The 13,195-nt window shown below is 59.4% G+C and carries 15 protein-coding genes; 12 read left to right on the top strand and 3 right to left on the bottom strand.

The genetic code is table 11. The annotated features are described in order from the left end of the window. Nucleotides 1-99 precede the first annotated feature (99 nt). Genes N1037_18375 through N1037_18365 form a run of 3 tightly spaced genes read right to left on the bottom strand, consistent with a single transcriptional unit; the run spans nucleotide 100 to nucleotide 1,690 of the window. Nucleotides 100-630 (bottom strand): tail fiber protein, encoded by a 531-nt coding sequence (locus N1037_18375; GenBank protein UWS79195.1) that lies wholly within the window; start codon nucleotides 628-630, stop codon nucleotides 100-102. An 11-nt stretch (nucleotides 631-641) separates the two neighbouring features. Beyond that, nucleotides 642-1,160, bottom strand: a complete 519-nt coding sequence (locus N1037_18370) for a tail fiber protein (GenBank protein ID UWS79194.1) — start codon at nucleotides 1,158-1,160, stop codon at nucleotides 642-644. 17 nt (nucleotides 1,161-1,177) lie between these two features. Next, nucleotides 1,178-1,690: a tail fiber protein gene (locus tag N1037_18365; protein UWS79193.1), complete on the bottom strand. Its 513-nt coding sequence runs from the start codon at nucleotides 1,688-1,690 to the stop codon at nucleotides 1,178-1,180. A gap of 232 nt (nucleotides 1,691-1,922) precedes the next feature. Here N1037_18365 and N1037_18360 point away from each other — a divergent pair, with 232 nt between their 5' ends. The 12 genes from N1037_18360 to rplF all read left to right on the top strand — a co-directional run bounded on the left by N1037_18360 (nucleotide 1,923) and on the right by rplF (nucleotide 13,187). Further along, a complete protein-coding gene (locus tag N1037_18360; protein ID UWS79192.1) occupies nucleotides 1,923-8,219 on the top strand; it encodes an Ig-like domain-containing protein in 6,297 nt (2,098 codons plus the stop codon). 169 nt (nucleotides 8,220-8,388) lie between these two features. Next, nucleotides 8,389-9,009, top strand: a complete 621-nt coding sequence (locus N1037_18355; protein UWS79191.1) for a 2OG-Fe(II) oxygenase family protein — start codon at nucleotides 8,389-8,391, stop codon at nucleotides 9,007-9,009. Nucleotides 9,010-9,065: 56 nt separating this feature from the next. Further along, a complete protein-coding gene (locus N1037_18350; GenBank protein UWS79190.1) occupies nucleotides 9,066-9,386 on the top strand; it encodes a hypothetical protein in 321 nt (106 codons plus the stop codon). A gap of 158 nt (nucleotides 9,387-9,544) precedes the next feature. Further along, entirely contained in the window at nucleotides 9,545-9,892 is a 348-nt protein-coding gene (locus N1037_18345) for a hypothetical protein (protein UWS79189.1), read from the top strand. 230 nt (nucleotides 9,893-10,122) lie between these two features. After that, nucleotides 10,123-10,326, top strand: coding sequence for a 50S ribosomal protein L29 (rpmC, locus tag N1037_18340; protein ID UWS79188.1), 204 nt, complete (start codon nucleotides 10,123-10,125; stop codon nucleotides 10,324-10,326). 12 nt (nucleotides 10,327-10,338) lie between these two features. Further along, nucleotides 10,339-10,569 (top strand): 30S ribosomal protein S17, encoded by a 231-nt coding sequence (rpsQ, locus tag N1037_18335; protein ID UWS79187.1) that lies wholly within the window; start codon nucleotides 10,339-10,341, stop codon nucleotides 10,567-10,569. A 97-nt stretch (nucleotides 10,570-10,666) separates the two neighbouring features. Beyond that, nucleotides 10,667-11,035, top strand: coding sequence for a 50S ribosomal protein L14 (rplN, locus tag N1037_18330; protein UWS79186.1), 369 nt, complete (start codon nucleotides 10,667-10,669; stop codon nucleotides 11,033-11,035). A gap of 2 nt (nucleotides 11,036-11,037) precedes the next feature. Then, nucleotides 11,038-11,343, top strand: coding sequence for a 50S ribosomal protein L24 (rplX, locus tag N1037_18325; GenBank protein ID UWS79185.1), 306 nt, complete (start codon nucleotides 11,038-11,040; stop codon nucleotides 11,341-11,343). Beyond that, on the top strand, nucleotides 11,343-11,906 hold the full coding sequence (gene rplE / locus N1037_18320; protein ID UWS79184.1) for a 50S ribosomal protein L5: 564 nt from the start codon (nucleotides 11,343-11,345) through the stop codon (nucleotides 11,904-11,906). The genes rplX and rplE overlap by 1 nt, the downstream gene beginning before the upstream one ends. Before the next feature lie 22 nt (nucleotides 11,907-11,928). Beyond that, on the top strand, nucleotides 11,929-12,234 hold the full coding sequence (gene rpsN, locus N1037_18315; GenBank protein ID UWS79183.1) for a 30S ribosomal protein S14: 306 nt from the start codon (nucleotides 11,929-11,931) through the stop codon (nucleotides 12,232-12,234). Between the two features lie 13 nt (nucleotides 12,235-12,247). Further along, nucleotides 12,248-12,640 carry a 30S ribosomal protein S8 gene (gene rpsH, locus N1037_18310; protein UWS79182.1) on the top strand — a complete coding sequence of 131 codons (393 nt, stop codon included), beginning with the start codon at nucleotides 12,248-12,250 and terminating at the stop codon, nucleotides 12,638-12,640. A gap of 13 nt (nucleotides 12,641-12,653) precedes the next feature. After that, on the top strand, nucleotides 12,654-13,187 hold the full coding sequence (gene rplF / locus N1037_18305; GenBank protein UWS79181.1) for a 50S ribosomal protein L6: 534 nt from the start codon (nucleotides 12,654-12,656) through the stop codon (nucleotides 13,185-13,187). Nucleotides 13,188-13,195 lie beyond the last annotated feature (8 nt).

Here is a 13,195-nt window from a genome sequence, read left to right as displayed (position 1 = left end):
GGTCTGCGACAGGCCCGGGGCTAGAACCAAAAGGTTTGACAGGAAAGGGCGCAGTCTGTTTCGCCCCGCCGGTGTGACAAGTTTTGGCGCGGCCGCAGCCTATCCGCGAGAGGGGTAAAGCCCCTGCAGTGCGATGATGAAATTCATCACCAAAAAGGGCTGCATATTGTTATGTGCCTGACTGCCACCTGTATCCGTTACCGTTTCGCTTGCCATATTCGTCAGCCCTGACCCATTGGTCTCGTATAGCCGGTCCAAGAAGCCGTTTTTTGAGATAGCGGCTGTAGGGCCAGGGGGGGTGCCGGAAGCCCCAGCGCCGGTACGTGCACGGACTGTGTGTGAATGGTTTGGAATCTGTGACTCGGTGAGGGTAACCGTTTCGACCCCTGTTCTTTGCCCGAGGCGTCGGGAGGTCAGGCCCGGACCCCGACCGGGGTGCATCGGTGCGCGCCCTTCAAGATTGGGAAGCGCTGTGGTTGTGCGACCATCACCGCCATAAGTTGTTCCAATCAGTGAGAATAATGCGGTGTTTTGTGCTATTGGAAGCAATTGACCGTTGCAAAAGGCCCAGCTGCGTGGAGCAAAGTTACCGGCAAAAATGCGGATCTCCGCAATAAAAGGTTCTGACATGCGACAAACTCCTAATGACGGCTTGGATAAATGCCAAAGAGAGCAATTATGAAATGAATGCAAAGTGCAGGCATAAGATTTGTATGGCTGCGGGATCCTCCTGTATTGGTAACCATGCTGTTACCCATACTGGTGTCCTGTGACGCATCGGCGAGATAGGCAACGCCAACGTCTGCAGCAAGCGCCCTGCCTTGCGGCGAGGTGCTTGTGGCCGTCTGGGTGTTGGCGCGAAAGTCATGCGTGTGGCTTGCCAGTTGGTTGACGGTTAAGGTCTCTTTTTCTGCGCCGCTTTTTGCGCCAAGCCGTCGCGGGCTGAGACCAGGACCTTGGCCTGCGTGAATAGGAAGACGGCCACGCGCATCGGGCAGGCCGAATGTGGTGCGCCCGTCTCCGCCATAGATCGTGCCCAATAGGGAGAAGAGGGCGTCATTTTGTGAAACAGCGAGCAATTGCCCGTCACAAAAAGCCCACCCGCGAGGCGCGAAATTACCTGCGAACATACGAATTTCGCCAACAAAAGGCTCTGACATGCATTGACCTCCGAGGTCTAATTACGTGAAGGGAACAGCCCCTGTAGGGCGATGCAGAAATTGAGGGTAATATAGGGCTGCATGTTATTATGTGCCTGCCCACCCCCCGCACTGGTAATTGTGCCGCTGCGCAAAGACGTGGCGCTCGCGGCTTCGAAATCCCGATAAACCAAATCGGGCTGCACTTCTTGGGCAAAATAGGCCCTGTCGGGACTGGCAGTGGTTGCAGCCTGCGACGAGGCCATAACGCCATGACTGTGCGCTGACATTTCTGTCGCGGATAAGGTATGGGTTTCCTCCCCGCTTTTCTGCCCGAGCTGGTGGCCATCTCCGACATGCATCGGGGTGCGCCCTCGCAGATCTGGCAGCGCAAAGCTGGTGCGGCCATCACCGCCATAAGTCGTTCCCAATAATGAATAAAGGGATTGGTTTTGATTGATAGGAAGTATCTGGCCGTCAAGAAATGCCCAGCCACGTGGCGCAAAATTAAATCCTACCATTCGAACTTCAGCTAGAAAGGGTTCTGACACGGAAACCTCCAATTTTCCAATCTGGAATCAATGTATTGCACAATGCCGAATGCGTGCATGTTGGCAACATGTCCAATTGATCAGAGAGCTGATATTACAACCCTCTAGGGAAACGCTTGCATTTTTGCTCAATTTGCGCAATCCAAAATTGTAAAAAGTGGTAACATTGACCTAGGGAGGATGTGGGGAAGCCGCCTCTATTAAGTGTTTTCTCCGCAAGAAATTGAAATTTATGAAATATTTGTCAAAGTTCCGCCTCAAGGCGCTTTCCGCCTTCGCAGTTTTTCCTCTGGTTGCGTTGGTGCTTGTGTTGGCGCTGCCCAAACCAGCTCATGCGGGTTTTTCAGACTGCCCGCCAGTTTCGACTGTCGGGCACACATTGGCTTTGAACCTGACCGATGGTGAGTGTTTTATCGCGGAACTTGGCCTTGGTCCAAACTCTGACGGCTCCGAAGACTACGTACTCATTCAGATGGCGAACTCTGCGGGATCAACAAATTTTCAACTCGCTGATGGCGGAGCTGATGCGCGGTCGGTGTCCTATGTTGTAAATGGCGTAACCATCAATAACGGGAACCCAAACTACACCACAAACTGTTCCGCTGGCTGCTCTGCATCCGGCACCCATGGCGGTACTCCCTTTAGTTTTACCTATACTGATACGGGTCTATCAGGCGATACTGGCGCCACAGTTGGCCCCCCCTCGGCCTTCACCTCCCCCTCGGGCGGCGGGCAAAGCGCCACGATCTCGACCGCTTTTGCCTCGGTTCTGACGGCAACGGTTGTCGATGCTGGCAGTAATCCGGTTTCAGGTGTTTCCGTTACCTTCACGGCGCCCGGCTCCGGTGCCAGTGGCACCTTCTCCGGGGGCGGTGTATCAGAAACGGTCACCACAAATGGGTCAGGTGTTGCGACTTCGACCACCTTTACCGCCAATACTGTGGCGGGGGGGTACAACGTGGTTGCCTCCAGTGCGGGTATTTCAAACCAAAGTTTTGCCCTGACCAATACGGCGGGGGCTGCGGCAACGCTGGCGGTGTCCAGTGGCGATAGCCAGAGCACGGCGATCTCGACCTCTTTTGGCACCGCGCTGGTGGCGCTGGTGACGGACGCCGGGGGCAATCCTGTCTCTGGGGTGACGGTGAACTTCGCGGCACCGGGAAGTGGTGCTTCGGCGGCGCTGTCTGCGGGCTCTGATGTGACGGATGGCTCTGGCCTGGCCTCGGTGACGGCGACGGCCAATACAGTGGCGGGGGGCTATAATGTGACGGCCAGCGCCACGGGGCTGACCTCGGTGACCTTCGGGCTGACCAATACCACGGGGGCTGCGGCAACGCTGGCGGTGTCCAGTGGCGATAGCCAGAGCACGGCGATCTCGACCTCTTTTGGCACCGCGCTGGTGGCGCTGGTGACGGACGCCGGGGGCAATCCTGTCTCTGGGGTGACGGTGAACTTCGCGGCCCCGGGGAGTGGCGCTTCGGCGGCGCTGTCTGCGGGCTCTGATGTGACGGATGGCTCTGGCCTGGCCTCGGTGACGGCGACGGCCAATACAGTGGCGGGGGGCTATAACGTGACGGCCAGCGCCACGGGTCTGACCTCGGTGACCTTCGGGCTGACCAATACCACGGGGGCTGCGGCAACGCTGGCGGTGTCCAGTGGCGACAGCCAGAGCACGGCGATCTCGACGGCGTTTGGCACCGCGCTGGTGGCGCTGGTGACGGACGCCGGGGGCAATCCTGTCTCTGGGGTGACGGTGAACTTCGCGGCACCGGGAAGTGGTGCTTCGGCGGCGCTGTCTGCGGGCTCTGATGTGACGGATGCCTCGGGCCTGGCCTCGGTGACGGCGACGGCGAATACAGTGGCGGGGGGCTATAATGTGACGGCCAGCGCCACGGGTCTGACCTCGGTGACTTTTGGGCTGACCAATACGTCGGGGGCTGCGGCAACGCTGGCGGTGTCCAGCGGCGACAGCCAGAGCACGGCGATCTCGACCTCTTTTGGCACTGCGCTGGTGGCGCTGGTGACGGACGCCGGGGGCAATCCTGTCTCTGGGGTGACGGTGAACTTCGCGGCCCCGGGGAGTGGCGCTTCGGCGGCGCTGTCGGCGGGCTCTGATGTGACGGATGCCTCGGGCCTGGCCTCGGTTACGGCGACGGCCAATGCCACGGCGGGGGCCTATAATGTGACGGCCAGCGCCACGGGTCTGACCTCGGTAACCTTCGGGCTGACCAATACCACGGGGGCTGCGGCAACGCTGGCGGTGTCCAGTGGCGACAGCCAGAGCACGGCGATCTCGACCGCTTTTGGCACCGCGCTGGTGGCGCTGGTGACGGACGCCGGGGGCAATCCTGTCTCTGGGGTGACGGTGAACTTCGCGGCCCCGGGGAGTGGCGCTTCGGCGGCGCTGTCTGCGGGCTCTGATGTGACGGATGGCTCCGGTCTGGCCTCGGTGACGGCGACGGCGAATGCAGTGGCGGGGGGCTATAATGTGACGGCCAGCGCCACGGGTCTGACCTCGGTGACTTTTGGGCTGAGCAATACAACGGGGGCTGCGGCAACGCTGGCGGTGTCCAGTGGCGATAGCCAGAGCGCGGCGATCTCGACCTCTTTTGGCACCGCGCTGGTGGCGCTGGTGACGGACGCCGGGGGCAATCCTGTCTCTGGGGTGACGGTGAACTTCGCGGCCCCGGGGAGTGGCGCTTCGGCGGCGCTGTCGGCGGGCTCTGATGTGACGGATGCCTCTGGCCTGGCCTCGGTGACGGCGACGGCCAATGCCACGGCGGGGGCCTATAATGTGACGGCCAGCGCCACGGGTCTGACCTCGGTGACCTTTGGGTTGACCAATACGTCGGGGGCTGCGGCAACGCTGGCGGTGTCCAGCGGCGACAGCCAGAGCACGGCGATCTCGACCTCTTTTGGCACCGCGCTGGTGGCGCTGGTGACGGACGCCGGGGGCAATCCTGTGTCTGGGGTGACGGTGAACTTCGCGGCACCGGGAAGTGGTGCTTCGGCGGCGCTGTCGGCGGGCTCTGATGTGACGGATGCCTCTGGCCTGGCCTCGGTGACGGCGACGGCGAATGCAGTGGCGGGGGGCTATAATGTGACGGCCAGCGCCACGGGTCTGACCTCGGTAACCTTCGGGTTGACCAATACGACGGGGGCAGCGGCAACGCTGGCGGTGTCCAGCGGCGACAGCCAGAGCACGGCGATCTCGACCTCTTTTGGCACCGCGTTGGTGGCGCTGGTGACGGACGCCGGGGGCAATCCTGTCTCTGGGGTGACGGTGAACTTCGCGGCCCCGGGGAGTGGCGCCTCGGCGGCGCTGTCGGCGGGCTCTGATGTGACGGATGCCTCTGGCCTGGCCTCGGTGACGGCGACGGCCAATGCGACGGCGGGGGGCTATAATGTGACGGCCAGCGCCACGGGGCTGACCTCGGTGACCTTCGGGTTGACCAATACGTCGGGGGCTGCGGCAACGCTGGCGGTGTCCAGCGGCGACAGCCAGAGCACGGCGATCTCGACCTCTTTTGGCACCGCGCTGGTGGCGCTGGTGACGGACGCCGGGGGCAATCCTGTGTCTGGGGTGACGGTGAACTTCGCGGCACCGGGGAGTGGCGCTTCGGCGGCGCTGTCTGCGGGCTCTGATGTGACGGATGCCTCTGGCCTGGCCTCGGTGACGGCGACGGCCAATGCGACGGCGGGGGGCTATAATGTGACGGCCAGCGCCACGGGGCTGACCTCGGTGACCTTTGGGTTGACCAATACGACGGGGGCAGCGGCAACGCTGGCGGTGTCCAGCGGCGACAGCCAGAGCACGGCGATCTCGACCTCTTTTGGCACCGCGCTGGTGGCGCTGGTGACGGACGCCGGGGGCAATCCTGTCTCTGGGGTGACGGTGAACTTCGCGGCCCCGGGGAGTGGCGCCTCGGCGGCGCTGTCTGCGGGCTCTGATGTGACGGATGCCTCGGGCCTGGCCTCGGTGACGGCGACGGCCAATGCAGTGGCGGGGGGCTATAATGTGACGGCCAGCGCCACGGGTCTGACCTCGGTGACCTTCGGGTTGACCAATACGTCGGGGGCAGCGGCAACACTGGCGGTGTCCAGCGGCGACAGCCAGAGCGCGGCGATCTCGACCTCTTTTGGCACCGCGCTGGTGGCGCTGGTGACGGACGCCGGGGGCAATCCTGTGTCTGGGGTGACGGTGAACTTCGCGGCCCCGGGGAGTGGCGCTTCGGCGGCGCTGTCTGCGGGCTCTGATGTGAGCGATGGCTCTGGCCTGGCCTCGGTGACGGCGACGGCGAATGCAGTGGCGGGGGGCTATAATGTGACGGCCAGCGCCACGGGGCTGACCTCGGTGACCTTCGGGCTGACCAATACCACGGGGGCTGCGGCAACGCTGGCGGTGTCCAGCGGCGACAGCCAGAGCACGGCGATCTCGACCTCTTTTGGCACCGCGCTGGTGGCGCTGGTGACGGACGCCGGGGGCAATCCTGTGTCTGGGGTGACGGTGAACTTCGCGGCACCGGGGAGTGGCGCTTCGGCGGCGCTGTCTGCGGGCTCTGATGTGACGGATGCCTCTGGCCTGGCCTCGGTGACGGCGACGGCGAATGCAGTGGCGGGGGGCTATAATGTGACGGCCAGCGCCACGGGTCTGACCTCGGTGACCTTTGGGCTGACCAATACGACGGGGGCAGCGGCAACGCTGGCGGTGTCCAGCGGCGACAGCCAGAGCACGGCGATCTCGACCTCTTTTGGCACCGCGCTGGTGGCGCTGGTGACGGACGCCGGGGGCAATCCTGTCTCTGGGGTGACGGTGAACTTCGCGGCTCCGGGGAGTGGCGCCTCGGCGGCGCTGTCTGCGGGCTCTGATGTGACGGATGCCTCGGGCCTGGCCTCGGTGACGGCGACGGCCAATGCCACGGCGGGGGCCTATAATGTGACGGCCAGCGCCACGGGTCTGACCTCGGTAACCTTCGGGCTGACCAATACGACGGGGGCAGCGGCAACGCTGGCGGTGTCCAGTGGCGACAGCCAGAGCACGGCGATCTCGACCTCTTTTGGCACCGCGCTGGTGGCGCTGGTGACGGACGCCGGGGGCAATCCTGTCTCTGGGGTGACGGTGAACTTCGCCGCACCGGGGAGTGGCGCCTCGGCGGCGCTGTCTGCGGGCTCTGATGTGACGGATGTCTCTGGCCTGGCCTCGGTGACGGCGACGGCCAATGCCACGGCGGGGGCCTATAATGTGACGGCCAGCGCCACGGGTCTGACCTCGGTGACCTTCGGGCTGACAAATTTGGATGTTGTGGCACCTACTGTCACGCTATCAACCAGTGCGGTGTCGGTGCGGCCTGGTGAAGACTTTGATGTCACGGCGACGTTCTCTGAAGCGGTCACCGGGTTTGCCCTGCTTGATGTGCTCGTCACGCATGGTTCTGCGGTTGAGCTTTCCGGGAGCGGGTCTGTCTACGTTATTACGATCCGGCCAACGGGAAGTGGTGACATTGGCGTTTCGATTGCGGCTGGGGGGGCAGAGGATTCTTCGGGCAATGGCAACATCGCCTCCGGCGCGATTGCTGTCCAGAGCTCGGCAGTTGAGGAGACCAGTCAGCTTATTGGTCAGTTCATGAACACCCGGGCAACCCAGTTGATCAGCAATCAGCCCGATTTGACAGGGTTCTTGTCCGGTAGCGGAGCGGGGCTGGGCCAGGGGCAGGGGCAGTTTAACCTGGCGGTCACCCGCGGGCAGGGAACCTTTGACATCTCGACGCGACCGGGGTCGCGTGTCTGGACCCGGTTGCAGGGGGCTATAAGCCGCGAAGGCACCAGTGATAGCTCCTATGTCTTTGGCGTTGCTGGCAGTCACTTTGCCATCAACAAGAACCTATTGCTTGGGGCAATGCTGCAGCTGGATTACCTGGATCAGGACGATGGCGCGGCCAGTATCAAAGGCAAGGGTTGGTTGATCGGCCCCTATTTTGTCACCAAGTTTCCAGACCGTGACGTCTTTGTTGAGGGGCGGATTCTTTATGGGCAGAGTTCAAACGATGTCTCTCCGTTTGGCACCTATACGGACAAGGTTGAGACTGAGCGTTTTCTCGCCTTGTTGAAGCTCTCGGGATCAATGCTCTATGGCAAAACCACCCTGATCCCAAAGGTTCAACTTACCTATACGACGGACGATCAGAAGGCCTACCGCGACAGTCTGGGCAACCTGATCCCGGACTTGGATGTTGCATGGGGGCAGGTTGAGCTTGGGCTTGATTTTGAGACACCGCTTGAAGTGCGGCGCGGCAATGGCGAGGTGCTGTTGTTTGGCGGGATCAGCGCAATTGGCAGCCATGTGAAAAACTCGGGCAATGCAGTCACCACCTCTTCCAATGTGCAGGGGGCGCGCGCGCGGGCCAAGCTGGGGCTGAGTTATCATTTTGCGGATCAGGGCGTGTTCCAAGCGGAGACCTTTTATGATGGGATCGGCATGAGCGGCTATGAGAGCTACGGGCTGCAGGTCGGGTTTGATCTGAAGTTCTAGGCGAGCGCCTTTCAACACCTAAGAGCGCGGTCCCGGCGGCGCTCTTTTTATTTTGTCGCGGGTAGGGCTGGGTAAGACCGGATGAAACTAGGCGGGCAGGTTTTCGAAAGTGCGCGGGTGGCAGGAATGTCGGATTGGTTCTCCGGAAGAGCTGCGGTAAAGAAAGGCCATGGCCCAGATAGAATCCCTCTTTGTGACCCGCTTGTACCGCGCTGCCCTGTCCGAATGCGGACCGGCAATTGATGCGCAGGAAATGGAAACCTCTTGCATTGTTATCGCCGAAGATGACGAGGCCGGACAGGACTGGTGCGAGGAGAACGGCTATCCCGGCTATACCTCCTATGCGTCCCTGACGGATCTGCCCTGGCGCTTCCCAGTCTTTGCCGATCTGGTGAAATGCCTGGACGAACATGTCGCCAATTTTGCCAAGGATCTGGAGTTTGATCTGGATGACCGCAAGCTGGTGCTGGAGGATCTGTGGATCAACATCCTGCCCGAAGGCGGCATGCATGCGTCACACATCCATCCACATTCGGTGATTTCCGGCACCACCTATGTGTCGATGCCAGAGGGGACCTCTGCGCTGAAGCTGGAAGATCCGCGCTCTGCCATGATGATGGCATCACCAGTGCGGGTGAAGGACGCGCGGCGTGAGCTGAAGCCCTTTATCTACATGAAGCCGGCCGTGGGCGATGTTCTGCTTTGGGAGAGCTGGCTGCGCCATGAGGTGCCGATGAACATGGCTGAAGACGAGCGAATTTCCGTCAGCTTCAATTATCGCTGGGAGTAGGCTGTCAGCGTTTGACCTGATTGTGAATGCCAATTCACCTAGAGGAGCCGCCGGGTATGGAACTTTTTCTTCTCGTGCCCCTTATCTTGTGTTGCCTCGGGGTCTTGCTGCTACTTTCCTACGCTATGCTGAACTACTTCAGACTTCTGATATGGCTCATTAAGTGGGGATTGATTGTTCAGTTGAGCGCGCTCGTTGTGTGCCTCCCTGTCTTTGTGATTTTGGCTGTTCTGGAACATGAGTTGGGCCTGAGCCAAAGCATTTCAGAGCCGACATTTACAGGCGTATTTGTGGTCGCTTGCGTTTTGGCAGGACTGAATATTTACAGCAGAAAAAGGCAGGAACGCCGTGCTGAGACGGCGCGTAAAGACGCGTGATCAATCAACTATACGTTCCGTTCGGTTGCGCTGCTTGGCTGTTTTGGCCTGATTGAAGGATTGAAAGGGCGAGCGCCTATAAAGGTTGTCAATTAGGGGTTGCGTGGCTAGGAGCTCTGGTAAGTCTTGTGTTTGAAAAACGAAAATGGAATTCTACGATGAAGTTTAAATTAATCGCGCTCGCTGCGGCTACAGCGCTTGTTTCCGCCTGTAATCCTGATCCTCAATCTGCCCATGACCGCCGACAGGTATTGATGGCCAAAGTGTTTCCAAATCCTGAGGACCGTAAAGGCCTGCATCTGGCTTTCCCAGTGTCATCAGCCTTGGAGGTTATCTACTTCCCAGGGCAGGTGAGCCAGTCAACAGTCGATCGACGCGCTGCTGGATACTGTCAGCGTATCGGCAAGCCGGAAACCAAGTTTCAAAAAGCGCCAGAGGCGAGTAAATCAACCTTGGCCAATGGGGTGCAGGTTGCTTCAATGACTGTTTGGTACGATTGCGACTAACGGTTTCGTATTTAGGGGGCGAGGGAGTAAGCCATAGGCTGCCCAAACCTTTCCCTTGCCCCCACCCCGCATCTCCCCTATAGGGGCACATCGCTTGGGCTAAATTCGTCTTGGATTTGGCCCCGGTGATTCTTTTCTGCACTTTATTGAGTGCGGGTTTTACATAACCCACCAGATAACAAGGTGACCCTCACGGGGCCTTCTGGTGCTTTGGACAAGGAACAAAGGCGATGAACGCCAATGATCTGCGTGACAAGACCGTGGATGAACTCCGCGATGTGCTTGCCAACATGAAAAAAGAGAGCTTCAATCTCCGTTTTCAACAAGCTACCGGTCAGCTGGAAAACACTGCAGGCATCAAAGCGGCACGCCGCAATGCTGCTCGTGTGAAAACCATTCTGAACGAAAAAGCTGCAGCCGCAGCAGCAGAATAAGGAGCCTGACAGATGCCCAAACGTATTCTCACAGGCACCGTGACCAGCGACGCCAACGCCCAGACCGTAACAGTTTCGGTTGAACGCCGCTTCACGCACCCTGTTCTGAAAAAGACCATTCGTAAGTCCAAAAAGTATCGGGCGCACGATGAACAGAACGCTTTCAAGGTCGGCGACCAAGTCCGCATCATCGAGTGCGCGCCGAAATCGAAAACGAAACGCTGGGAAGTTGTGACCGCTTAAGAGACCGTAAGGTCCCATAAGCGGCAAACTGACCAGTTTGTCGAAACCCTGGGGGATTACAGCACGCATCGCTGCCCCATAGGTCGGGAGAAACCACATGATCCAGATGCAAACAAACCTGGATGTTGCTGACAACTCCGGCGCTCGCCGAGTTCAGTGCATCAAGGTTCTGGGTGGTTCCAAGCGTAAATACGCATCCGTAGGCGACATCATTGTTGTCTCGGTTAAGGAAGCCATCCCCCGCGGTCGCGTTAAGAAAGGTGATGTCCGTAAGGCCGTCGTCGTTCGCACCGCCAAAGAAGTCCGTCGTGCCGATGGTACCGCGATCCGTTTTGATCGCAACGCCGCCGTCATCCTGAACACCAACAACGAGCCCGTAGGTACACGTATCTTTGGACCAGTTGTTCGTGAGCTGCGCGCCAAGAACTTCATGAAAATCATCTCGCTTGCTCCGGAGGTGCTGTAACAATGGCTGCTAAACTCCGCAAAGGCGACAAGGTTGTCATGCTGTCCGGCAAGGACAAGGGTAAAGAGGGCGTTATCGCTTCTGTTGATCCCAAAGCCGGCAAGGCGATCGTTGATGGGCTGAACATGGCGATCCGCCATACCCGTCAATCGCAGAACGAACAGGGCGGACGTCTGCCCAAAGCACTGCCAGTCGATCTGTCGAACCTGGCTCTGCTCGACTCCAATGGCAAAGCAACCCGCGTTGGCTTCCGCATGGAAGACGACAAAAAGGTCCGCTTCGCCAAAACGACTGGGGAGACTGTCTGATGCTTGATAATGCAACCTACACTCCACGTCTGAAGACTCTTTACAAGGACACCATCTGTGGCGCCCTGAAAGAAGAGTTTGGCTACAAGAACGACATGCAGCTGCCTAAGCTGGAAAAAATCGTTCTGAACATTGGCTGCGGCCGGGCTGCTGTTCGTGACAGCAAAAAAGCCAAATCCGCTCAGGCTGATCTCAGCACCATCGCTGGCCAGAAAGCTCTGACCACTGTGGCAAAGAACTCCATCGCTGGCTTCCGTGTACGTGAAGGCATGCCGATGGGCGCAAAGGTTACTCTGCGCGGCGACCGGATGTTTGAATTCCTGGACCGTCTGATCACCATCGCGATGCCCCGTATCCGTGACTTCCGCGGCGTATCGGGTACCTCCTTTGACGGCCGTGGCAACTACGCCATGGGTCTGAAAGAGCATCTCGTGTTTCCAGAAATCGATTTTGATAAAATCGACGAAAACTGGGGCATGGATATCGTGATTGCCACAACCGCGAAAACCGACGCCGAAGCGAAGGCACTGTTGAAAGCTTTCAACATGCCCTTCAATAGCTGAGCGCGGGAAGGATAGTAGAGACATGGCTAAGAAAAGCATGATCGAACGCGAGAAAAAGCGCGAGCGTCTGGTGGCAAAATATGCCGCAAAACGCGCCGAGCTGAAAGAAATCGCGAATGACGAATCCAAGTCGATGGAAGAGCGTTTCAAAGCGCGCCTGACATTGGCCAAACTGCCGCGGAATTCTTCGGCAACTCGTCTGCACAACCGTTGTCAGCTGACCGGTCGTCCTCACGCTTACTATCGTAAGCTGAAGGTCAGCCGGATCGCGCTGCGGGAACTGGGCTCGAATGGCCAGATCCCCGGTATGGTGAAATCGAGCTGGTAAGGGAGAGACAGATATGAACGATCCTATCGGCGATATGCTCACCCGTATCCGTAACTCGCAAATGCGTGGCAAATCCACCGTAAGCTCCCCAGCGTCAAAGCTGCGGGCTTGGGTTCTGGACGTGCTGGCAGACGAGGGTTACATCCGCGGCTACGAGAAATCCACTGACGAACGCGGCCATCCGGCGCTGGAAATCAGTCTCAAGTACTACGACGGCGATCCTGTCATTCGTGAAGTGAAGCGGGTTTCCAAACCTGGCCGTCGCGTTTACATGGGCGTCAATGACATCCCGTCGGTCCGTCAGGGCCTGGGTGTGTCGATTGTCTCCACCCCCAAGGGTGTGATGTCGGACGCAAACGCACGCGCAGCCAATGTTGGCGGCGAAGTGCTCTGCACCGTCTTCTAAGGAGGCCTTTTCGATGTCCCGTATTGGTAAAAAATCGGTCGACCTGCCCAGCGGTGTAACCGCTGCCGTGTCCGGCCAGAGCATCGAAGTCAAAGGTCCCAAAGGGACCCGCAGCTTCACTGCAACCGACGATGTCACTCTGACTGTTGAAGACAACGCTGTTTCGGTCACGCCTCGCGGCATGTCCAAGCGCGCCCGTCAGCAGTGGGGTATGTCCCGCACCATGGTTGCCAACTTGGTAACCGGCGTGACCACCGGCTTTAAGAAAGAGCTGGAGATCCAGGGTGTGGGTTACCGGGCTCAGATGCAGGGGAATACCCTGAAGCTGAACCTCGGTTACAGCCACGATGTCGAATTTGTTGCTCCGGAGGGTGTTACCATCACCGCGCCGAAGCAGACAGAAATCGTTGTGGAAGGGAACGACCAGCAGCAGGTGGGCGAAGTCGCGGCGAAGATCCGTGATTGGCGCCGTCCCGAGCCCTATAAGGGCAAAGGCATCCGCTACAAGGGTGAGTTCGTCTTCCGCAAAGAAGGCAAGAAGAAGTAAGGACCAGC

The organism is Phaeobacter sp. G2, from assembly GCA_025163595.1.
Classification (GTDB): Bacteria; Pseudomonadota; Alphaproteobacteria; order Rhodobacterales; family Rhodobacteraceae; genus Pseudophaeobacter.
The sequence above is the reverse complement of the archived record's forward strand: the minus strand, read 5'-3'. Positions and strand labels throughout refer to the sequence as shown.

Excerpts from the sequence above, each read along its gene's own strand:
- N1037_18375 (UWS79195.1), bottom strand. The coding sequence starts at position 630 with ATGTCAGAACCTTTTATTGCGGAGATCCGCATTTTTGCCGGTAACTTT.
- N1037_18370 (UWS79194.1), bottom strand. The coding sequence starts at position 1,160 with ATGTCAGAGCCTTTTGTTGGCGAAATTCGTATGTTCGCAGGTAATTTC.
- N1037_18360 (UWS79192.1), top strand. The coding sequence starts at position 1,923 with ATGAAATATTTGTCAAAGTTCCGCCTCAAGGCGCTTTCCGCCTTCGCA.
- N1037_18355 (UWS79191.1), top strand. The coding sequence starts at position 8,389 with ATGGCCCAGATAGAATCCCTCTTTGTGACCCGCTTGTACCGCGCTGCC.
- N1037_18350 (UWS79190.1), top strand. The coding sequence starts at position 9,066 with ATGGAACTTTTTCTTCTCGTGCCCCTTATCTTGTGTTGCCTCGGGGTC.
- N1037_18345 (UWS79189.1), top strand. The coding sequence starts at position 9,545 with ATGAAGTTTAAATTAATCGCGCTCGCTGCGGCTACAGCGCTTGTTTCC.
- rpmC (UWS79188.1), top strand. The coding sequence starts at position 10,123 with ATGAACGCCAATGATCTGCGTGACAAGACCGTGGATGAACTCCGCGAT.
- rpsQ (UWS79187.1), top strand. The coding sequence starts at position 10,339 with ATGCCCAAACGTATTCTCACAGGCACCGTGACCAGCGACGCCAACGCC.
- rplN (UWS79186.1), top strand. The coding sequence starts at position 10,667 with ATGATCCAGATGCAAACAAACCTGGATGTTGCTGACAACTCCGGCGCT.
- rplX (UWS79185.1), top strand. The coding sequence starts at position 11,038 with ATGGCTGCTAAACTCCGCAAAGGCGACAAGGTTGTCATGCTGTCCGGC.
- rplE (UWS79184.1), top strand. The coding sequence starts at position 11,343 with ATGCTTGATAATGCAACCTACACTCCACGTCTGAAGACTCTTTACAAG.
- rpsN (UWS79183.1), top strand. The coding sequence starts at position 11,929 with ATGGCTAAGAAAAGCATGATCGAACGCGAGAAAAAGCGCGAGCGTCTG.
- rpsH (UWS79182.1), top strand. The coding sequence starts at position 12,248 with ATGAACGATCCTATCGGCGATATGCTCACCCGTATCCGTAACTCGCAA.
- rplF (UWS79181.1), top strand. The coding sequence starts at position 12,654 with ATGTCCCGTATTGGTAAAAAATCGGTCGACCTGCCCAGCGGTGTAACC.